The sequence below is a fragment of the Polynucleobacter sp. SHI8 genome, from assembly GCF_027944005.1.
In the GTDB taxonomy this organism is placed as follows: Bacteria; Pseudomonadota; Gammaproteobacteria; order Burkholderiales; family Burkholderiaceae; genus Polynucleobacter.
Genome location: NZ_AP027204.1, coordinates 131,925 through 153,712, shown reverse-complemented (window position 1 = coordinate 153,712; position 21,788 = coordinate 131,925). Strand labels below are relative to the sequence as shown.

Genomic DNA, 21,788 nt, shown 5'->3' with positions numbered 1-21,788 from the left:
GTACCCTATGGCGATTACCCCCCAAGAAGCTTTATTGCGTTGCATTGAACATCGTGAAATCTTCCATGATGAAATGCTTGAACTCATGCGCTCCATCATGCGGGGTGAGCTTTCTAGTAATTTAACTTCAGCACTACTGGTGGGTCTGCGAACTAAAAAAGAAACAATTGGCGAAATTACTGCCGCTGCGATGGTCATGCGTGAATTTGCTAATCAAGTTCAGATTGCTGATCAAACGCATTTTGTCGATATTGTGGGTACTGGAGGGGATGGCTCGCATAGCTTTAATATTTCTACTACGGCAATGTTTGTGGTTGCTGCCGCGGGTGCTAAGGTTGCAAAACACGGCAATCGTGGGGTTAGTAGTAAATCAGGAAGCGCTGATGTCTTGGAATCTTTAGGTGCCAAGATTCAGATTCAAGCGAGTCAAGTTGCCCAGTGTCTTGAAACAACAGGTATTGGCTTTATGTTTGCGCCAAATCACCATCCCGCCATGAAAAATGTTGCAGCGGTTCGAAAAGAATTAGGGATTCGGACCATCTTTAATATTTTAGGGCCTCTGACGAATCCTGCAAATGCACCTCACATGTTGATGGGGGTGTTTCATCCGGATTTAGTGGGTATTCAAGTTCGAGTGCTGCAGCGTTTGGGCTTAAAACACGCCTTAGTGGTCTATGGCAAGGATGGTCTAGACGAAATCTCCTTGGGTGCCTCCACTTTGGTGGGTGAATTAAAAAATAATGAAATTATTGAATACGAAATTCATCCGGAAGACTTTGGTCTATCGATGGTCGGTACTCGCGCATTTAAAGTTGCAAGTCCTGAAGAATCAAAAGCCATGTTATTGAATGTTTTAAATAACGGTGAAGGTCCGGCACTCGATATCGTCTGTCTCAATGCTGGTGCTGCACTCTACGCTGCTGATGTTTCCACTTCTATTGAAGCAGGTATTGAACTTGCTCGAAAAGTCATTGCCGATGGCAGTGCCAAGAAAAAATTAGATGCTTTTGTTCAAACGACTCAATTACTCTCCCAATAATCTATGTCTGATATCTTGCAACGTATTTTAGAAACAAAACAGCAAGAGGTTTCTTTTGCAAAGTCACAAAAGCCTTTTGTTGATGTTGAACACTCGGCTCTCGATAGTATTCTTGACGAACAGCTAAAGCCTAGAGGTTTTTATCAGGCGATAGAAAATAAAATTACTCAAGGATATGCTGGTGTGATTGCGGAGATCAAACAGGCAAGTCCTAGTCGTGGAATCTTACGCTCCCCTTTTCATCCGGCAGAAATTGCAATGAGTTATGCCAAGCACGGCGCTGCTTGTCTATCGGTTCTTACTGACATTGAATATTTCAAAGGCTGTACCGAATTTTTAATTGAAGCTAGGGCTGCTTGCGAGTTACCTGTGATTCGTAAAGATTTTATGATTGATCCCTATCAAATTTTTGAAGCACGGGCCATGGGGGCAGATGCTATTTTACTCATCGTGGCAGCTTTGTCAGATCCTCAGTTAAAAGAATTTGAAGACATCGCAATGCGACTTGGTATGGATGTTTTAGTCGAGGTGCATGATGCGGAAGAACTCGAGCGTGCCTTACAACTGAACTCACCTCTTTTAGGTATCAATAACCGTAATTTAAAAACATTTGAAGTATCTATTCAAAACACGGTGCAATTACTTACTAATATTCCAAAACATAAACGTGTTGTTACAGAGAGTGGTATTTTGCAACAATCTGATGTGGATTTTTTACGCCAACATCAGGTACATGCTTTCTTGGTTGGAGAAGCATTTATGCGAGCACCATCGCCTGGTCAAGCTCTAGAACAATTATTCTTTTGAGAGTTTTTGTACTTCTTGAGCAATTGCTAATGATGCGGTAAGTCCTGGTGATTCAATCCCAAATAAGTTGATTAAACCTGGTAGGCCATGTTGCTCAGTGGTATCGATTCGAAAATCAGCCCCTACGATGCCATTCATTTTTATTTTAGGACGCACCCCGGAATAATCTGGCGTTAGTGAGCCAGATGGAAGTCCTGGCCAATATTGACGTATTTGATTTTCAAAATGGCCAACTCTTGAGGGGTCGACTGCATAGTCAATGGTTTGCTCATCGGTCGCATCAATATGCTCGACATCAGGCCCAAATTTTGCCCTGCCATTTAAGTCTAAGGTGAGATGAACGCCAAGTCCTGCTTGCTCTGGAACTGGGTAAATTAAGTGACGAAAGGGTGTTTTGCCCGATAAAGAAAAATAATTGCCTTTGACAAAATAAGCCTCAGGAATATATTGTGGCGATAATCCACTGACTCTTTTTGCCACTTCAACTGCACCTAGCCCTGCACAATTAATTAAATGATCACAACTCATTTCAAAGACATCTTCATTGTCTTGTCCACTCTTGAGGGTGATTACAAATCTTCCACATTGATTCAACAATTGAGCATGTTCAAATGTGGTGCGGTAACTAATGACACCCTCGGCATTTTCAAAATCACCAAGTAATGAGAGCATATAAGAATGGCTATCAATAATCCCTGTTGTCGGAGAATAAATCCCTTCAAGGGCATTTAATTCAGGTTCTAGATGATGAATCGTCGACTGCGTCATGCGCTCAAGTCCACTCACTCCATTTTCTTGTGCACGATGCCAAATCTGCTCTAAAGATGCCTGTTCAGCTTGGGTACAAGCGACAATGAGTTTGCCGTAGTTCTTGAATGGCACGCCTCGTTCTTTGGCGTAGTTGTATAACAGGCGATTACCCTGCACACATAACTTTGCTTTTAAAGAATCCTTCGGGTAATAAATTCCTGCATGAATGACTTCGCTATTTCGCGAACTAGTTGACATGCCAAAGCTAGGTTCTTTTTCAACTAGCAAAACGGATTGGCCTTGGAGCGCAAGCTCCCTAGCAATGGCTAAGCCAACGACTCCTGCTCCAACGACCACAACTTCAATGTGATCCATAGAATTACAAATTAGACGTTAAATAAGAAGTTCAGTACATCACCATCTTTAACAATGTACTCTTTACCTTCAGCCCGCATCTTGCCAGCCTCTTTTGCCCCTTGCTCACCTTTAAATTGAATAAAGTCATCAAAAGCAATTGTCTGAGCGCGGATGAAGCCTTTTTCAAAATCGGTATGAATCACGCCAGCTGCTTGAGGTCCGGTATCGCCAACATGTATTGTCCATGCACGCACTTCTTTTACTCCAGCCGTAAAGTAGGTTTGTAATCCTAGCAAATTAAAACCGGCACGAATGACGCGATCAAGACCAGGCTCTGTCATCCCCATATCTTTTAAAAACTCTTCTTTATCGGCGTCGTCTAAGTCAGCGATTTCTGCTTCGATCGCCGCACATACTGCAACAACAGGTGCGCCTTCTTTTACAGCATGCTGCTTCACAGCATCTAAATGCGGATTATTTTCAAAGCCACCTTCAATGACATTCGCGACATACATGACGGGTTTTGCGGTGATCAAGCAAAACGGCTTTAATAGAAGTAAATCTTCTTTAGAAAGACCTAGCGAACGAACGGGTTGAGCCTCATTTAAGTGAGCGGACACTTTCAATAAAATGGCCAATAATTGTGAAGCCTCTTTATCATTACCCGATTTTGCTGCTTTCGTATACTTCGCTACGGCTTTATCAACCGTTGCTAAATCGGATAGGGCTAATTCCGTGTCGATGACTTGAATATCATCAAGCGGGTTTACTCTTCCAGCGACGTGAATCACATTATCGTCATCAAAACAACGCACGACATGAGTGATTGCATCGGTTTCACGAATATTGGCTAAAAATTGATTTCCAAGGCCTTCGCCTTTAGAAGCTCCCGCAACTAATCCAGCAATATCCACAAACTCGACAATTGCTGAGACAATACGTTCAGGATGAACAATTTGAGCAAGTTGGGCCAAACGTGGGTCAGGTACTTCTACCACCCCAACATTAGGCTCAATCGTGCAAAATGGATAGTTCTCCGCTGCTATACCTGCTTTAGTAAGCGCGTTAAAGAGAGTAGATTTGCCGACGTTAGGCAGGCCGACGATGCCGCATTTTAATGACATAGTGAGTATTGTAATAACTTCGTATGATGAATGAACAAGATTTGATCGTTTTGGGTGGTGGCATAGTAGGTAAAACTACTGCGCTAGCCCTTGCCCAGCAAGGCTTAAAGGTGCTTCACATAGCCCCTTTTTTAGAGTCAAAAAATACCCCAAAAAATATTTCTTTTGCAGAAAATGAGTGGCCAAGTCGGGTTTTTGCGATTTCTTCAAGCTCCCAAGAACTGTTACAACAGCTCCAAGTTTGGGATGCAATACCACAAGATCGTATTCAACCCATCCGAGAAATGCAGATTTCTGGTGATAGTGGTCTTGATAAGGATTGTCTGAATTTTTCTGCTTTTGAGGGCGCTGTTCCACAATTAGCTTGGATGGTTGAGGCGCAACAAATAGAACATGCGATTGATATGGCTTCTCGATTTGCACAACCTCTGCAGCGTTTACAAGCTGAGGTCATCGATATTCAGATTGATCAAGAGCATGTCATAGTAAAAACTACTGAAGGTAATTGCACAGCCAAATTAATTGTTGCAGCAGATGGGGCTAACTCACCGACTCGAAGTCTTTTTAATTTTGAAATTGAGGAAGAAGACTATTCTCATAGTGCGGTAGTCGCTAACTTCTCATGCTCTTTACCCCATTTACAAACCGCATATCAATGGTTTTTGCCGGGTGGCGATGTTCTTGCATTATTACCTCTTCCTGGCAAAAGGGTCTCGCTCGTGTGGTCGACTCATCACGATCATGCCCAAACTCTTCTTGAAAGTGCAAAGCATACACCCGAAGATTTTTGCTTACGCATTTCTCAAGCGGCACATGGACGTGTTCAAAAACAATTAGGTGAGCTCACCCTCCTCAATGAGGCGATGTCTTATCCCTTGAAGAAATTACAGGCTAAGCATCTCATTGGTCCTGAGCTTGATCCAAAAATCATTCTGGTGGGTGATGCGGCTCATGTCATACACCCATTAGCGGGTCAAGGACTCAATTTAGGTCTCAGGGATGTGATTGATTTACGAACTGTCTTTGCTGAAAAAGAAAGTTTTAGAAAAATAAATGATGCCATCGTCTTAAGACGTTACGAGCGCCGGCGTGCTGGAGATATTGAGGCTTTATTAAAGGTCACCCATCATTTACACCAGTTGTTTCTTCACCAATCACCGCCGCTGCGTTGGCTCAGAAATACTGGCTTAAGAATACTGAATCAACAAGATTTTCTGAAACAACAACTCATTGCTAGAGCATTGGGTTAAATTGTAAGATGTGTTTAAAAAGGACTTTGAATGAAATTAATCAATCGATATATGATGCTGCTAAGCCTTGGTCTTTGCAGCCTCTCATTTGCCCAATCAACCGATAAAATCAAAACTGAGTTGCAAAAACAATTTGGCTCAAAAATACAGATTAAAAGTATTAATCCAAGTCCAATTCCTGGCATCTATGAAGTTGTCGCCAACTCCAGCATTATCTACGTTGATGCTCAAGCAAAGTTTTTAATTCAAGGTAGTATCACTGATCTAAAAACAGGCGTAAACCTCACAGACGCTCGTGAAGATGAAATGAATCGTATCCAGTTTAGTGAGCTTCCTCTGCAAGATACGGTGAAATTGGTGCGTGGTGATGGCTCAAGAAAAATGGCTGTATTTGCAGATCCAAATTGTGGCTATTGCAAAACTCTCGAGAAGTCATTTCAAACGATGGATAACATCACTGTGTATACCTTCTTAATTCCGATTCTTTCTGCAGACTCAACGACTAAATCAAAAGCCGTTTGGTGCGCAAGTGATCCTTCTAAGGTTTGGGTCAACTGGATGACAGCGCATATGCCGCTTCCGAGCAAAACAGATTGTCCAAACCCGCTAGATAAAAACTTAGCACTTGCCAAAAAATTAGGGATTACAGGCACACCGGCTATTTTCTTTGTGGATGGTAGCCGTATTCCCGGAGCAGCATCTAAGGATGATATTGAAAAGAAATTAGCCTCCATCAACAAATCGAATGTTAAATAATTATCATGGCACCAACTGAATATGTCATTCGCCCGATTGATCCTTTAGGTCATTATTTTGAAGTTGATTTAATCATTTGGCGACCTCAAGCAATGCAAGAGGTACAAATGCCAGCTTGGATTCCTGGCAGTTATATGATTCGGGATTTTAGTAGGCAAGTGGTGAGTATTCATGCCTATGAAATCAATGAAAAGCATCATTTGATCTCACCACTTGTCGTCGATGCTGTGGATAGCAATTCCTGGAAAATTCATACGACACAAAAACCAATCTTAATACGTAGCAAAATCTATGCTTTTGACACATCAGTTAGGGCTGCCTATTTAGATCAATATCGTGGTTTTTTTAACCATACAAGCCTGTGTTTACAGGCGATAGGATGGACAGATTCGCCATCCTTGGTTCATATTGAAAAACAGGATTGGATGAATACCTGGTCGCTCATCACTTCCATGAATCCAAAACGTGTTTCAAAAAATGGCTTTGGTACTTACTTCGTCAATGATTATGATGAACTCATCGATCATCCTGTAAGTCTTGGGCATTTTCAAATCATCCACTGGAAATCTTTTGGCATCCATCACCACATGGTGATTCAAGGTGCGACTGAACTCATCGATACTGCAAAGTTAGAAAAAGATTTGAAGGCAATTACCCAAGCTCATATTGCTTTTTTTGAGCCAGATACGCAACAAGCGCCTTTTAAACAATATATCTTTCATGTCAATGCCAGCGCCAATGGTTATGGTGGACTAGAGCATCGCAGTTCCACAGCGCTCTTATGTAAGCGCTCCGATTTGCCTTATAAAAACCTCGTCACTCAACAAAATGCTTATGAGGATTTTTTAGGTCTTTGTAGCCATGAATATTTTCATGCATGGAATGTCAAAAATATTCAACCAGCGGCATTCCAGCCCTATGATTTACAAAACCGTAACCATACCCAATTGCTTTGGTTATTTGAGGGATTCACGAGCTACTATGATGATTTACAACTGATACGTTCTGGAGTAATTTCTTTAGATGTGTATTTGGAACGGTTGAGTAAAACCATCAATCTCGTTCTCTCCACATCTGGAAGATTGAAACAATCTGTTGCGCAAAGCTCCTTTGATGCTTGGACAAAATATTATATTGTTGATGAAAATACACCAAATACGGTGGTGAGTTATTACGCAAAAGGATCGTTAATTGCCCTTGCTTTAGATCTACTCATTCGCCAATTTACTAAATATCAAAAGTCACTTGATGATGTCATGGTCGGCTTATGGAATAAACATGGCAATCTAAAAGATATTGGCTCAGGAATTACCGAGAATGGTTTTAGAGATGTCGTCCTAGAAGTGATTGGGAAGGACTTTAAATCTTCTTGGAATCAATTTGAAAAAAAATATATTACGGGTACAGATGACTTGCCATTAAAAGAGTTGTTTGAAGCTAACCAATGGTCTTTGGTTGAAAGCCCATTTTCTGGAAGTGAATTAGCTCTGCAACGATTTGGCATTCGAACAATTGCTCAGGATGCCTGGGTCAAAGTTACCCATGTTTTAGATCATGGCAGTGCTCATCTTGCAGGTCTTGCGGCTGGCGACCTCCTGGTGAGCATGAATCGTGAACGCATCACCCCATCGAATCTGAATGCTTTATTGGAAAGATTTTCAGGTAAGTCTATTCAAGTGATGTTGTTCCGTCAGGATGTGTTGCATAACTGCGTCATTGAAAAGGATGAGCGTCATTTTTCAAAATGGACTGTTCGATCGCCCCAACCAACTACGTAAGTGATGTTCAGTTCATCTGTCGAAGCATTTTTAGGTCGAATTCCGCAGGATTACTGTGATTTACTTCATGATTTTTTATCTAATGAGAAAAATCTTCCTTATTTAGAACAATTGGTGCTTCAAGAAAATGAAGCTAGGCTTCATTTTCCTGATCAAATTTTTCCGAAAAAAGAATCCGTTTTTAAAGCACTTCATCAAACTCCTGCTAAGGAGGTTAAGGTAGTACTTCTTGGTCAGGATCCCTACCATAGCCCTGGTCTAGCTCAGGGACTTGCTTTTTCTATTCCAGAGCATATTCCGACAAACTCTAGAACTTATCCCAGTTCATTACGAAATATCAGTAAAGCTCTTTTTTTGGATGGCTTTGAAACCTTACCTCATGGCAATTTATCCTCATGGGCCGACCAAGGGGTGTTACTTTTAAATACCTGCCTTACGGTTCGTCAAGGTGAGGCGCACAGCCATCAGCACTGGGGTTGGGATATGCTAACCAATGCCATCATTCAAGAACTGAGTAAGGATCGCCCTCTGATTTGGATGCTTTGGGGAAAAGTAGCCCAGAAAAAAGCTGAACTGATTGCTCCCATCCAAGAACATCTTATTTTGCAAGCTTCTCACCCCTCTGGGCTGGGAGCCTATCAAACCAGTGAGCCATTTCTTCTCAAAGGTGACGTGGGATCTTGTGGTCATTTTAAACAAGCAAACCAATGGCTGATTCAACACTCCTACCCCCCAATTGTTTGGTCTTCCAGTGTTTTTTAAATGAGTCTTTATAATCGAGGATATGCAATTACTTACCCTAGGTATTAATCACCATACCGCTCCGATTGAGGTAAGGGAACGTGTTGCCTTTGGTCCAGAAATCTTAAGTTCTGCATTGCATGATTTTCGATCATTTATAGGCAGCAAAGCCCCTATGCACTTTACAGAGGCGACCATTTTGTCGACTTGTAATCGCACGGAAATTTATTGTGCTTGTAATGAAAATCCGCAGATTGATGTTCTTCAACATGCATCAATTCAATGGCTTTCAGGCACTCAAGGGGTGGCGCAAGAGGATTTAGAACCGCATATTTACTCCTTACCCCAATCTCAGGCGGTCAGACATGCTTTTCGGGTAGCAAGTGGCTTAGATTCCATGGTTTTAGGTGAAACTCAAATACTGGGTCAAATGAAAGATGCTGTTCGTCATGCTGACGAAGTGGGTGCTTTAGGTACTTACTTAAATCAACTCTTTCAGAAATCATTTGCTGTTGCCAAAGAAGTCAGAGGCACTACTGCAATCGGTGCAAGCTCGATTTCCATGGCAGCTGCTGCGGTGCGTCTAGCAGAGCGTGTTTTTGGTGATATCAGTTCGCAAAAGATTCTCTTTATTGGCGCTGGAGAAATGATCCAACTCTGTAGTGTCCACTTTGCGGCAAAGCACCCCAAACATGTGGGTGTGGCTAATCGTACCCTAGAGCGCGGTCAAGACCTTGCTGATACTTTATCGATTCAAGGTTTAGACACGGAATCGATTCGTCTTTCTGAACTACCTTCTCACCTCGCTGATTTTGATATCGTCGTCTCTTGCACTGCGAGCTCATTACCGATTATTGGTCTTGGGATGGTTGAAAATGCCGTCAAGAAAAGACGACGTAAGCCGATTGTGATGATTGATTTAGCAGTCCCCCGTGATATTGAATCTGAAGTTGGGCGACTCAATGATGTGTATTTATATACCGTTGATGATCTCGGGGAAATTGTTCAGTCTGGACTTGGCAATCGACAAGCAGCAGTAGGTCAAGCTGAAGCGATTATTGAAACAAGAGTAGCCCATTTTATGCACTGGTTAGAAACAAGAGATCAAGTTCCTCTAATCCAAGAGTTACGCCAAAAAGGCAACCAATTGCAACAAATTGAACTTGAGCGTGCCAAGAAAAGATTATTAAAAGGTGAAAATCCTCAAGAAGTTCTGGATGCTTTAGCCCAAGGTCTTACGAATAAGTTTTTACATGGATCTCTGCATGCTTTGCAACATCTTCAGGGACCAGAGCGAGAAACTTTAATCAAATTATTACCAGAGCTTTTTCGCTCGAATCATATCGAAAAATAAATGAAACAAAGCATGCAATCCAAGCTGGAGCATTTACAAATCCGGCTCCTTGAATTGAACTCTCTTTTATCGCGTGAGGATGTCACGCAGAATATGGAGCAGTTTCGTAAATATACGCGTGAACATTCAGAAATTGATCCCGTAGTGACGAAGTTTGCTGAGTATCAATCTGCACAGGAAGATGAATTAGCGGCAATCGATATGCGCAGTGATCCTGAATCCAGAAGTTTTGCTGAAGAAGAAATCAAAACGGCAAGACTTCGTATGGAAACCTTAGAAAGTGAATTACAAAAGCTTTTATTACCGAAAGATCCGAATGATGAGAAAAACGTTTTTTTAGAGATTCGGGCGGGTACCGGGGGTGATGAAAGTGCCTTATTTGCAGGCGATTTATTGCGTATGTATTCTCGGTTTGCTGAACGGCAAGGTTGGAAAACAGAAGTAATTAGTGCCAGTGAATCAGATCTTGGTGGTTATAAAGAGGTCATTCTGCGTCTCGAAGGCGATAAGGTATATTCGCAACTCAAGTTCGAATCAGGTGGTCATCGTGTACAACGCGTTCCGCAAACAGAAACCCAAGGTCGTATCCATACTTCAGCATGTACCGTAGCCGTTTTACCTGAGGCAGATGAAGTAGAGGCTGTGCAAATCAACCCAAGCGAATTACGTATTGATACCTTTAGAGCTTCTGGAGCTGGCGGTCAACATATTAATAAAACAGACTCTGCTGTTCGAATCACACACTTACCAACAGGTATCGTGGTGGAATGCCAAGATGATCGCAGTCAACACCGTAATAAAGACCAGGCAATGAAGGTTCTTGTTTCGCGCATTATGGATGGACGGATGCGTGAACAACACAATAAAGAAGCCTCTGAGAGAAAAAGCTTAATTGGTTCTGGTGATCGAAGTGACCGTATTCGGACATATAACTTCCCGCAAGGTCGTATCTCTGACCACCGAATTAATCTGACGCTTTATAAAATCGATGCCATGATGGATGGGGATATTCATGATTTGATCAACGCCCTCACATCAGAACACCAGGCAGAACTTTTAGCGACACTCGGCGAAGCATAAGAGTTGTCATCGTGGAAACTGTTCTAAGTCTTTTACAAAAAACCAATCTTGATCGTGTAGATGCCCGAATCCTTCTCCATCATGTTTGTCATCAACATTTAGCTTGGTCGCGAGAAATGCTGATTGCCCACGATCAAGACCCACTTCCAGATGAATTGGTTCAGGATTGGTTGTTGCTTGAGAAAGAACGAATAAATGGCTGGCCAATTGCTTATTTAATCAAGAAGAAATCATTTCATCAAATTGAACTGTATGTGAATGAGCATGTTTTGATCCCCCGCCCAGATACAGAGATTCTTGTAGATGCGGCCATTGCGATCATTGCCAATCGTCTGCGCACTTCTTCTTATTCGAATGAGAACCCATTAAAAGTGATTGACCTGGGTACAGGTAGTGGAGCCATTATTCTATCGATAGCCAAACACTTCAAAAGCTATGGACTTGAGGGTTCTCTTGAATTGACAGGTTCGGATATCTGCCAGAATGCATTACAGGTGGCAATGCATAACCGCCAACAACTGGAGTTACCTTTTGTGCAGTTGATCCAAAGCGATTGGTTTTCTGTAACTTTATCTGATCAATTTGATCTGATATTAAGTAATCCACCTTATATTGCATCTAATGACCATCACCTTCTTGAAGGCGATTTAAGGTTTGAACCTTCACTAGCATTAAGCGATGGTGCTGATGGGCTCACTGCCTATCGTCGTATTTTTGCGGATGGTATCCGTTTTTTACGTCCTGATGGCTTTGTCATGGTGGAGCATGGATTTGAACAAGGTCAACAGGTCCGAAACCTATTTTCAGAGCAGGGTTATTCCCATATTGAAACAAAAGAAGATTTAAGCGGTAATGAGCGAATAACCATGGGTCAGTTTCTGGTCTAGCCCTGTAGTTTGAAACAAGTTAAAATAAATCATTATTAGTTTTTTGGAGATACTTAATGGATTCACAAGCACGTATTAAAGAAATCGTTACATCAAACCCTGTTGTTCTATTCATGAAAGGAAATGCACAATTTCCTCAATGTGGCTTCTCTGGAAGAGCGATTCAAATTCTGAATGCTTGTGGCATCAAGCAGCCCTTTACTGTAGATGTTTTATCTGATGATGAAATTCGTCAAGGTATCAAGTCATTTACCAATTGGCCAACAATTCCACAACTGTATGTCAATGGCGAATTTGTCGGTGGCTCTGACATCATGATGGAAATGTATGAAAGCGGCGAATTACAGAATTTGTTTAAAGCTTAATTTTTAAATAAATCAACTTGAGACAAGCCCAACCATTCGGGCTTTCTCTGCAAGAGTAATAAAATCGAATGGTATCAATAGCTTGTAATACTAAATTCTAGAAATTCTATCTGAGCTTATTTTTAAGCTTTATATTAAATGCAGTTAAGTATACTATAACCCTATATAAAAGTAGGGTTATAGTATACTTATACTGGACATTAATTTCTAACTTGATATAATAAGTATACAAATATCCCACTAATAATTAGGGTTAAAGTATACTTATGACCAAAATTGAATTGATTCGTAGACTAGCAGAGCTTGATCGACGTGGCATTTATGTACTTGCCAAACGCGATATCGAGAAGCTTTTTCCCGACGAAGGTGATAAGGCTATGGAAAAATCATTGCAGCGCATGGTCTGCGATGGTCTTTTACAAAGAGTTGCAAAGGGTCTTTATGTGAACCCTGCTGCATCGAGCAAGAATCGTTGGATTGCGGAGGAAATAGCAAAGTCGCTAAGGCCTGGATGTCTCTCCTACGTAAGCCTTGAGTCTATTCTTTCAGAATATGGGTCTATTTCACAAATCCCTATTAACCGTTTGACCGTCATGACAACTGGTCGCAGCGGTCTACACAAGACGCCTTATGGAACAATTGAATTTACTCATACTAAGCGGCCACGATCCGAAATACTTAAGCATACGCTAACCTCCAAAGGCCGGCCGTTGCGCATTGCAGCCCAATCAGCGGCGGTAAGAGATCTCGTGCGCTCTGGTCGTAACTCAAATATGATTGTTGAAGACGACTTGGAACTGGATGAAGTATGACTGAGCGGGAGGACTTCGAAAAGCTTGTTGACAGGGCCATGGACAATCCGACATTGACTGCGATGCGTCCAGTAGTGGAGAAAGAACTTCTGCATTACGAAATATTTCAGGCACTAGATAGGGAAGGTCTTCTCAAAGATTTGGTATTTCAAGGTGGTACAGCTTTGCGCCTATGTCGTGGATCGGATAGGTTCAGCGAAGATTTAGATTTTGCCGGTGACATCGATTTTTCAGCCGAGAAAATGGAGAAAATAAAGGACTGTGTAGAAAAGCGAATTGGCGATCGTTTCGGGTTGAATGTAGCAGTTAGTCCGAAGCCAGCCAAGGCAAGTGTTGGGAGTGTAAAGGTCGACAAGTGGTGGATTTCAATTGAGACCACGCCAGAAAACCGCAGTATGCCACAGCAAAAGATCAAAATCGAAATAGCCAACATCCCAGCTCACACTAAAGAGCTTCTCCCCTTGCTCGCCAACTACGATTCAGTAAGAGCGTTACCAACTGTCTTGGTTAATACTGAGTCTCTTGATGAAATTATGGCAGATAAAATCTTAGCTTTTCCTACCTCACTGATAAACAACGAGGGTAACTCGGTCATTATTAGTGATTCAAAGATTCGCCACCGCGACATTTGGGACCTGGCTTGGCTAGCTAGGCAAGGAGCAAAACTTAACCCTAATCTTGTCGTAGTCAAAATTGGTGATTACGGCATACGGGACTTCGATCGCCTACTAGGCATTGCCATTGAACTAATCCCCGCGATCGTTAAAGACCGGCAATTTAAAGCACAAATGTCTCGCTTCATTGACTCGGCCATAGTAGACAAAATGCTATCTACCGATGCTCACTTAGAATACTTATCAAACACAACTAAGGAGATGTTTTTATCGATACGATCTGAGTTAACTTAATGAGCCTGCACTATTCATGACTTAGTCAAAGGTGGCCACGCTCTTTTGGTTTTGTTCGCTTTCTTCAATATCAGTTACTATTTCTTATGGAAATGACAAATATATCTTGGGTTTTATTAATAGTTGCGTGCATCACTTTTTCTGTCGCTCTCTTTTTTGGGCTTTCGTATCGAAAAAGTCTTTCTCAAGCAGATGCTTTTGAAATAAAGTCATCAGAACTTCAGGTAGAGGTTCAGTCTTTATCCAATCAACTCACAAAAGTGAGTGCAGAACTCGATTCCGAAAAAAGAATTTCTCAAGAAAAATTAGAGCAATTTAACGAAAGCAAAAAACAATTAACGGATCATTTCAGAAATCTTGCCCAAGATATCTTAGAAGAAAAATCGCAACGATTTGCTACTCAAAATCAACAAAATCTCGACTTAATACTCAAGCCACTTCAAGAAAAGATTTCTGATTTTCGCAAGCGAGTCGATGATGTCTACTCAGAAGAAGTCAAAGAGCGTGCCTCTTTACAAGCTGAGATTCATAATTTGACTGCTTTAAATTTACAGATGAGCCAAGATGCCAATGCTTTAACAAAAGCTCTGCGAGGTGATTCAAAAGCGCAAGGTAATTGGGGTGAGCTTGTTTTAGAAACCATATTAGAAAACTGTGGTTTACGCAAAGGGCACGAGTTTGATGTCCAAGATACGCAACGAACCGAAGAAGGTAATGTTGTTTATCCCGACGTTGTGATTCACTTACCAGAGAGTAAACATGTCGTGATTGATAGTAAAGTATCCATCGCTGCCTATACACGATCTGTACAAACGGATGATCCTGATTTACAAAAAGTTGAACTCACTGCCCACGTCAACTCCATTCGTGCGCATATGAATGGTCTTTCTGCCAAAAATTATCAAAGTTTATATGGCTTGGGTTCAATTGATTTTGTGCTCATGTTTATACCCATAGAGCCTGCCTTTTTGGCAGCTATCGGTCATCAATCGAGTCTCTTTCAAGATGCTCTTGCTAAAAATATTGTTTTAGTTTGTCCGAGTACCTTACATGCAACAGTGAGAACGATTGCGCATGTCTGGCGTCAGGAGCATCAAAATCGTAATGCTCTAGAAATTGCCCGACTGTGTGGCGCAATGTACGATAAGTTCGTCGGTTTTGTTGATGATCTTGATGGTGTTGGTAAGAGTATTTCTCAAACACAAAAAAACTATGATGAGGCGTATAAGAAGCTGACGACGGGTAATGGTAATTTGGTTCGCTCAGCACAGCGTGTGAAAGAACTTGGTGTGAAACCCAATAAATCCTTACCTAATGCCCTCATCGAAAAATTAGAAGAAGAATAAAAAAACCCTTTAGATTACTCTAAAGGGTTTTAGGGAAAACTAAAAATTACTTGCGTGCAGCAGCGCGTGTTGTCTTTGCAGCTACTGTCTTTTTAGCAGTTGCTACTTGACCTTGAAATGCCTTAACAGCTTGTTCAGTCGTTTGCTCTACATTGCTTGCAACTTCTTTAGCTGCAGCTTGCATTTGGCCTACGCCTTGCAATGTTGACTCTAAAGATGTTTTCATGGCGCTAACAATTGACTCTGAACCAGCAGGTGCGTTTGCTGCTAAAGCGTCCATCCAGTCCTTTAAACTTACTTTGATCTGCTCAACACCAGCTTCTGTCATTTGAGCAATTTCTTCGCCAGCATCACGAACTACTTTAGAAACAGCTTGTTGATGAGCAAGTAATTTACCTGCATATTGATCCAATGAACCGTCTTGTGTCATTGAAAAAAATGCTTGTGGATCTTTTGCTGACATCACTTGTGCAACAGTACCATTCACTTCATCAAGTAATGATTTAGTTGTTTCGAAATTGATTTCAGATAACTTGTGTGAACGCTCAACTGATTTCTCAGTTAAAGCAATCATGCTTTGAATATTTTTTGTGTTGAATTCGTTTAATTTTGATGCCATTAGTTCGTAGTTCATATAAAAGCCCCTTAAAAAGAAAAGTAAATTGTTGCACTGCAATAAATTTATTCCTTTTTATATGAATTTGCAAGCATTTTGTTGCGTTGCATCAAAATATTTTTAATTTAGTTGTTTTATTTTTTTATTTTCAACAAATTCAATAACTTAGATTGATAAAAATCTTTTGTGTAAGTAAGGGTGTGTGTTGTAACACACCCTTTTCTTCACATTACTTCAAGCCAAGAATTTCACGGCCTTCTTTGGATGAGGCAATTTGTCCACCAAGTTCTTGAACGATGAGTCTTGCTCTTGCTACTAGTTCGGCATTGCTTTTTGCCAATACGCCTTTTTCCATATAGATGTTATCTTCCATACCGACACGCACATGGCCACCAAATAAATACGCAGCACCAACGATGGGGAACTCAGCACGTGAGATACCAAAGGCTGCCCATTTAGCTCCAGCGGGTAATTGATCACGCATAAACAATAATGTTGCTGGGTCCGTATTAAAGCCATATTTAACACCCATCACAAAGGTATACAAACCTGGGCCTTCTAAGCTTCCATCGGCAATCATATCTTTTGCTAAATTTAAATCACCTGTGTCAAAGATTTCGAGTTCAGGCATCACTCCTGCATCACGAATCACCTTTGCCATTTTGCGTGCGTTTGATGGCGTGTTCATCACGACATCAGGACCTGAGTTCATCGTGTTTAAATCTAAAGAGCAGATGTCTGGTTTTAAAGCTGTTATATGTGAAACTCGATTTAAAGGATGCGTTAGCGTTGTGCCTGGTGCATAAATTTTTGGATCATCTTCACTAGGAACAAATCTTCCACCAGGACCTGTCGTTAAATTAATAATTAATTCTTTATTATGTTTTTTAATCAGGTTGATGGTCTCAGCGTAATGCTCGAGTTCCATAGAAGGCTTGCCATCTGGATGACGCACGTGAATATGCGCAACAGCTGCTCCAGCTTCTGCGGCTTCCAGTGCAGAGTTAGCAATTTGCTCTGGCGTGATGGGTAAATAGGGTGTCATCTCTGGTTTAGTTAAATTACCAGTGATAGCGCATGTGATAATAGTTTTACTCATGGTGTTTCCTTTCTGTTGAAATCTGTGATTTTGAGTTATTGTGTGAACATGATAAAAAGCATTACTAATAAAAAATTAGATAATTTGTCGAATACGTCGAAAGAAACTGTGAACAGTTTGCTCGATGTGGCGGAGATCCTCTTTGCAGAGTATGGCTTTGCTGGCACGACTGTAAGAGATATTTCTGAGAGAGCGAATATCAATAAAGCGTTGATCAACTATCACTTTAAAAGTAAGCAAGGCTTGTTTAAAGCCATTTTTGAGCGGCGTGCTAAAACTTTGGTAGAAGAACGCCTGAGTCTGCTGGAAAAAGCTAGAGCGTTGGCTAGTGGCGCAGCAATTCCGCTGAAGGATTTGATTTATGCCTTCGTCTATCCTCCCTTGCGGATTGCAAGTGAGAGCCCTGGTGGTCGCGCCTTTGTTAAATTGCAAGCAAGGCTGCATAATGAACCAAAAGAACTCGCCCAAGAACTGCGTAGCGAGTACTACGATGCGGTGAGTCTGGCCTTTGTCGATGAGTTTCATAAAACCTTACCTCATCTTCCTATTGAATCCATCTCTTGGCGATTAATTTTTGTCATGGGTTTGTATATTTATGTGGCTTCTAATACAGGTCGCTTGGAGGTCATTTCACGTAATCGCTGTGCTGGTGAGCGCCTTGATCAGGCACTCCCAGAGATTTTAGCTTTTTGTGAAAGTGGCTTCTTAGCTCCTGTTTATTAACTGAATTATTCTGCTTTTGCTTTTGTCTCAATGACTACTTTGCTCCAATGCTTGAGCTCATCATTAATGTACATATTTGTCTTTTGCGCAGATCCTCCGACTGGAATTAAACCAGCTTGTTGAAGCTTCTCTTTTGTGTCTGGCTCATCAATCACTTTTTGTATAGCAAGATTCATTTGATTGACGATTTCTGGGGGAGTTCCAACTGGAGCTAATACGGCAACCCAAGTGTAATCTTTAATTTGTGGAAACCCAAGTTCAGCCATCGTCGGAATATCTGGTAAATCTGCAAGACGTTCTGTACTTGATACTGCCAATATTCGTACTTTTCCTTGTTTATGAAATTGGAATACTCCAGCGACTGCAGTACAGCCAATCGGAGTTTCACCACCAACCACGGCTACTGATGCTGGACCAGCCCCACGATAAGGAATATGGGTAGAATCATTTTTCCAAATAATATGGAATAAGTTTTCACAAGTTAAATGCGGTGTTGTGCCACTTCCTGGTGATGAAAACGCCATTTTTTCTTTGGTTGCCAAAGAACGTAATTCTGCTAATGTTCTAACAGGTACTTTTTCATTAACAGAAACAACGTTAGGTTGTGTGGCAATAACAATGACAGGTGCAAATTCTTTTGGTGAATAACCTGCTTTATCACCATATAAGGATGGATTCACTGCATAGGATGAAGAGGTTACAAGAAATGTATAACCATCATTAGGTGATTTTGCAACTTGCTGTGTTCCAACATTACCTGCAGCGCCTGTTTTGTTATCGACAAAAACGGACTGCTTTAAAACGTCAGTGAGGCGCGCGCCAACAATGCGTGCAGCTATATCAACAGGACCACCTGGTGGGAAGGAAACAATTAATTTAATTGGCTTATCTGGATATGCTGCTACAGATTGTCCAGCAATCCCCAGAAACCCACATAACAAACTGACTGCTACAAAACCTCTTTTTAAGAAGTCATTTTTCTTTTTCATTTTGTCTCCTCCAATGTAGTTGCATCACTTATTTAAAAGTGATGCTAACTCATTTTTTATTTAATTGCTAAAGGATTGGTTGGTGATCCTACGGCTCCAGTAATTGGAATCGCTGGTGCTACAAACATAAACTCATAAACACCATCACTTGCACAATCATCAGCAATATCTTTGAGATAAAAAATTTCGCCCATGGTCATACCCATAATTGGTATCGTAATCCAATGCCACGGTTGATTAATTCCCTCTACTGATTCATTTGGACGTACTTCACAACCCCATGTATCTGAGGCTAGTGCAGCGAGTTCTGTTCGTTGAATCCATTCTAAAGTCTCGAATGCAAAACCTGGTGCATCACCACCTGGATAACCATCCCAACTGCCCGCTTTTAATTTTGCTTCCATTTGTCCTGTGCGAACAATAATAAAATCACCACGCTTGATTTCAATACCTTGTTTCTTGGCGGTTTCATCTAAGTCAGCGCAGGTAATGCCGTAACCATCTGGCAATGTATCTAAACCCTTATAACGAGCTACGTCTAATAGAATTCCGCGGCCGACCATTTTGCTTTTAGTTTTTTCGATACCGCATTTAGCAGCTCCAGCAGATGATACTTCTCTGCAATCAAAACCGTTATACATATAGTTATCAAAGAATACGTGCCCTAAGCCGTCCCATTGTGTGCCACATTGAAGTGGCATAACGACCATATCATCTGCAGCACGAATGCCGCGTTTATCCAATACACCTGAATAGGCATCAGTACCAGTTCTAAGCATGGTATGAACAGGGTTGATACGTCCCATAGAAGGATATTTTGTTTTGGCGCCTTGGGGACCACTACTATCAAAGTTGAGTGCTAAAGAGATCACTTTACCTTTTTTAACCAGTCCCGCTGCTTGGACAATATCTTCAGGCTGCGTGAAATTTAAAGTACCAATCTCATCTGCCGCACCCCACTTACCCCAATTTTTATATTTTTCTGCGGCTGCATCTAAATCAGCACGATCAATTTTTTTAGTCAAAACGTCTCCTCCAAAGCATTTTTTAAACAGGTGTTTAAATTAACATTGATTTTAGGGATTGTCAATCCTGATTTTCGAGAGGTACAACTTTTATAAGGACTTTATCTTTTTAAAGTTCATATTTTTATATGGTCTGGTGACTGGCCATCCATATATCTCTGATAAATCATTTGATAAGCTTTTTCGATATTTCTAGTTGTGGCCTCAGAATCAAATAATTTACAGGTGCTAATGAGTGAAGCTACTTTATTTTTGATTTGTAAGTACTCTGATTCATTTTGAGCTAACCTTATTGCAGTTAACTTATATTCTTCTATAGAGTGAACGATTAACTCTGGCATACCAAAACTGGTTAATACACTACTTGCAATTCTAGAAGGAAAAGATTTACCCAATATAGTCAAAACTGGAACGCCCATCCATAATGCATCACTAGCCGTTGTGCCTGCTCCATAAATTGGAGTATCCAAGAAAAGATCAATCAACTTTAATCTTGTTAAATATTCTTCCCTTACAACTCTTTCTGAAAAAATAATACGATTGGTATCAATTGAGTATTTTTCTGCTTCTTTTAAGAGATTTGCTTTTACCTGCCCTTGAGGTGCTGACAACATCAATACACTCTGAGGCAACTCATTTAAGAGTTCCATCCACACCTTAAAGATTTGAGGTGTAATCTTATAACTATTGTTTAATGAACCAAAGACAAATGCATCATTTGGAATTCCGAGATCTTCTTTTGAAAACTTTTTGTTAGATGCCTCTTTTTTTCTATCATTGATTTGATAGGAAGGAAGATAAATAACCTTCTCAGAAAAGTATGGCAGGTTTTCTTCGGGTATTAAAACTTCATCAGCAATGATGTAATCCATCAAATGACACATTGATCCTAAATATCCTAAATAACTTACTTGAATTGGGGCAACTCGTCTTTCAAAAATTTGAAATCGATTCTCAGCTGTAAATCCACATAAATCAACTGCAATATCAATGTTTAAGTCTCTTGCAATTTGAACAATTTCATCATCTGATTTTGAGGATACATCAATCAAGTGATCAAACCCCTCCACTATTCTTTGTTTGAAATTATCATGCTTTCTATTTAGTAGTGAAAAACCATAAACTTCAAATTGATCACGGTTATGTAATTCAAATAACTCAATCGCTAAATAGGAAACCGCATGTTGTCCGAAGTCGGGGGAGAAATAACCAATTTTTATTTTTTTATTTTTTTGCTTGGATTCCGGCACATAATTATTGATCTGTTTTTTTTCTTTAAAATATTCAATATATGCGTTAGCAACTTGACGAAGAATGGAGGTATCATCAAAAATAGAAAGGGCCATAAAAGGACTTGCGGCCGGTATCTTGGCAACTATCAAATCTTCTAATACGTTTTTCTCAGAATCTATTCTTTCCCAAATGCATAAAGTCTGTAACTCATGCACTAAAAAACCTTGCGCCAAAGGCCACTTGGGGTCTTTTCTAATTACCTCCTTAAAACATTCAATTGCCTCTTCAATTTTATTAAGCTCTAAATAATTAGATGCCTTCCACATCCACGCATGTGGATCATTTTTTTTATTTTGTAAGTATTTATCTAAATAGGTAATTCCTGATAAATGATTTTTTGTATGATAAGAAATAACTCCCAAAGATTTTAAAACATCAATATCACCAAGCTCTTCAGCTTTTTTCAAATGAAAGAGTGATTCATCATATCTACTTAATTGCATAAGCAATCTTGCCTTTAGATGCAAGATTTCTGCGAGCTGAAATTGATGTTGAATAAGCACATCATAATCCGCGAGAACTTCCCCTCCACGATTGAAATAAAGCTTTGCTTTGGTTTGCAAAAATAGGTTATGTAAATCTTGAGGCAGGATTTGAAGAGCGGATTGATAATAATGTTCTACTAACTCGCTCTGATTTAATACCTGATAATTTTCAGCAAACTCAATCATGACCTCAATCACATTGGG

General features: G+C 40.6%; 21 protein-coding genes. 14 read left to right on the top strand and 7 right to left on the bottom strand.

What is annotated here, in order from left to right; translation table 11 throughout:
• The first annotated feature begins 7 nt into the window (after window positions 1–7).
• Together trpD and trpC are read left to right on the top strand one after the other, a co-directional pair.
• The gene (trpD, locus tag QMN06_RS00865) at window positions 8–1,039 is read left to right on the top strand and encodes an anthranilate phosphoribosyltransferase (RefSeq protein WP_281970608.1); all 1,032 of its coding nucleotides are present in this window, start codon (window positions 8–10) and stop codon (window positions 1,037–1,039) included.
• A 3-nt stretch (window positions 1,040–1,042) separates the two neighbouring features.
• Window positions 1,043–1,846: an indole-3-glycerol phosphate synthase TrpC gene (gene trpC, locus QMN06_RS00860; RefSeq protein WP_281970607.1), complete on the top strand. Its 804-nt coding sequence runs from the start codon at window positions 1,043–1,045 to the stop codon at window positions 1,844–1,846.
• On the opposite strand, the gene QMN06_RS00855 is transcribed toward trpC, so the two are convergent.
• Both QMN06_RS00855 and ychF read right to left on the bottom strand, forming a co-directional pair.
• The gene (locus QMN06_RS00855; protein ID WP_281970606.1) at window positions 1,835–2,971 is read right to left on the bottom strand and encodes an NAD(P)/FAD-dependent oxidoreductase; all 1,137 of its coding nucleotides are present in this window, start codon (window positions 2,969–2,971) and stop codon (window positions 1,835–1,837) included. The two genes, trpC and QMN06_RS00855, sit on opposite strands and share 12 nt — an antisense overlap.
• Before the next feature lie 11 nt (window positions 2,972–2,982).
• The gene (gene ychF, locus QMN06_RS00850; protein WP_281970605.1) at window positions 2,983–4,077 is read right to left on the bottom strand and encodes a redox-regulated ATPase YchF; all 1,095 of its coding nucleotides are present in this window, start codon (window positions 4,075–4,077) and stop codon (window positions 2,983–2,985) included.
• A gap of 23 nt (window positions 4,078–4,100) precedes the next feature.
• Here ychF and QMN06_RS00845 point away from each other — a divergent pair, with 23 nt between their 5' ends.
• The 11 genes from QMN06_RS00845 to rmuC all read left to right on the top strand — a co-directional run bounded on the left by QMN06_RS00845 (window position 4,101) and on the right by rmuC (window position 15,354).
• The gene (locus QMN06_RS00845) at window positions 4,101–5,327 is read left to right on the top strand and encodes an FAD-dependent monooxygenase (RefSeq protein ID WP_281970604.1); all 1,227 of its coding nucleotides are present in this window, start codon (window positions 4,101–4,103) and stop codon (window positions 5,325–5,327) included.
• 30 nt (window positions 5,328–5,357) lie between these two features.
• Window positions 5,358–6,083, top strand: coding sequence for a DsbC family protein (locus tag QMN06_RS00840; protein WP_281970603.1), 726 nt, complete (start codon window positions 5,358–5,360; stop codon window positions 6,081–6,083).
• Between the two features lie 5 nt (window positions 6,084–6,088).
• The gene (locus QMN06_RS00835) at window positions 6,089–7,861 is read left to right on the top strand and encodes a M61 family peptidase (protein ID WP_281970602.1); all 1,773 of its coding nucleotides are present in this window, start codon (window positions 6,089–6,091) and stop codon (window positions 7,859–7,861) included.
• Window positions 7,862–7,864: 3 nt separating this feature from the next.
• On the top strand, window positions 7,865–8,623 hold the full coding sequence (locus tag QMN06_RS00830; RefSeq protein ID WP_281970601.1) for a uracil-DNA glycosylase: 759 nt from the start codon (window positions 7,865–7,867) through the stop codon (window positions 8,621–8,623).
• Window positions 8,624–8,645: 22 nt separating this feature from the next.
• Window positions 8,646–9,956 carry a glutamyl-tRNA reductase gene (hemA, locus tag QMN06_RS00825; protein WP_281970600.1) on the top strand — a complete coding sequence of 437 codons (1,311 nt, stop codon included), beginning with the start codon at window positions 8,646–8,648 and terminating at the stop codon, window positions 9,954–9,956.
• Window positions 9,957–11,036 (top strand): peptide chain release factor 1, encoded by a 1,080-nt coding sequence (prfA, locus tag QMN06_RS00820; protein ID WP_281970599.1) that lies wholly within the window; start codon window positions 9,957–9,959, stop codon window positions 11,034–11,036.
• Between the two features lie 11 nt (window positions 11,037–11,047).
• On the top strand, window positions 11,048–11,923 hold the full coding sequence (gene prmC, locus QMN06_RS00815; protein ID WP_281970598.1) for a peptide chain release factor N(5)-glutamine methyltransferase: 876 nt from the start codon (window positions 11,048–11,050) through the stop codon (window positions 11,921–11,923).
• Window positions 11,924–11,979: 56 nt separating this feature from the next.
• A complete protein-coding gene (gene grxD / locus QMN06_RS00810; RefSeq protein WP_281970597.1) occupies window positions 11,980–12,288 on the top strand; it encodes a Grx4 family monothiol glutaredoxin in 309 nt (102 codons plus the stop codon).
• A 266-nt stretch (window positions 12,289–12,554) separates the two neighbouring features.
• On the top strand, window positions 12,555–13,100 hold the full coding sequence (locus tag QMN06_RS00805) for a hypothetical protein (protein ID WP_281970596.1): 546 nt from the start codon (window positions 12,555–12,557) through the stop codon (window positions 13,098–13,100).
• Window positions 13,097–14,008 carry a nucleotidyl transferase AbiEii/AbiGii toxin family protein gene (locus QMN06_RS00800; RefSeq protein WP_281970595.1) on the top strand — a complete coding sequence of 304 codons (912 nt, stop codon included), beginning with the start codon at window positions 13,097–13,099 and terminating at the stop codon, window positions 14,006–14,008. The genes QMN06_RS00805 and QMN06_RS00800 overlap by 4 nt, the downstream gene beginning before the upstream one ends.
• Before the next feature lie 92 nt (window positions 14,009–14,100).
• Entirely contained in the window at window positions 14,101–15,354 is a 1,254-nt protein-coding gene (rmuC, locus tag QMN06_RS00795) for a DNA recombination protein RmuC (RefSeq protein WP_281970594.1), read from the top strand.
• A gap of 46 nt (window positions 15,355–15,400) precedes the next feature.
• On the opposite strand, the gene QMN06_RS00790 is transcribed toward rmuC, so the two are convergent.
• Both QMN06_RS00790 and QMN06_RS00785 read right to left on the bottom strand, forming a co-directional pair.
• Window positions 15,401–15,988 (bottom strand): phasin family protein, encoded by a 588-nt coding sequence (locus QMN06_RS00790; RefSeq protein ID WP_281970593.1) that lies wholly within the window; start codon window positions 15,986–15,988, stop codon window positions 15,401–15,403.
• 211 nt (window positions 15,989–16,199) lie between these two features.
• Window positions 16,200–17,069, bottom strand: a complete 870-nt coding sequence (locus tag QMN06_RS00785) for a 3-keto-5-aminohexanoate cleavage protein (RefSeq protein WP_281970592.1) — start codon at window positions 17,067–17,069, stop codon at window positions 16,200–16,202.
• Between the two features lie 48 nt (window positions 17,070–17,117).
• Between QMN06_RS00785 and QMN06_RS00780 the strand changes: the two genes are divergently transcribed.
• The gene (locus QMN06_RS00780) at window positions 17,118–17,792 is read left to right on the top strand and encodes a TetR/AcrR family transcriptional regulator (protein ID WP_281971699.1); all 675 of its coding nucleotides are present in this window, start codon (window positions 17,118–17,120) and stop codon (window positions 17,790–17,792) included.
• Between the two features lie 5 nt (window positions 17,793–17,797).
• Here QMN06_RS00780 and QMN06_RS00775 read toward each other — a convergent pair whose 3' ends face one another.
• From QMN06_RS00775 to QMN06_RS00765, 3 genes are all read right to left on the bottom strand, one after another.
• Window positions 17,798–18,781 carry a tripartite tricarboxylate transporter substrate binding protein gene (locus QMN06_RS00775; RefSeq protein WP_281970591.1) on the bottom strand — a complete coding sequence of 328 codons (984 nt, stop codon included), beginning with the start codon at window positions 18,779–18,781 and terminating at the stop codon, window positions 17,798–17,800.
• A 56-nt stretch (window positions 18,782–18,837) separates the two neighbouring features.
• On the bottom strand, window positions 18,838–19,806 hold the full coding sequence (locus QMN06_RS00770; RefSeq protein ID WP_281970590.1) for a cyclase family protein: 969 nt from the start codon (window positions 19,804–19,806) through the stop codon (window positions 18,838–18,840).
• A 116-nt stretch (window positions 19,807–19,922) separates the two neighbouring features.
• Entirely contained in the window at window positions 19,923–21,770 is a 1,848-nt protein-coding gene (locus QMN06_RS00765; RefSeq protein ID WP_281970589.1) for a tetratricopeptide repeat protein, read from the bottom strand.
• Window positions 21,771–21,788: the final 18 nt, after the last annotated feature.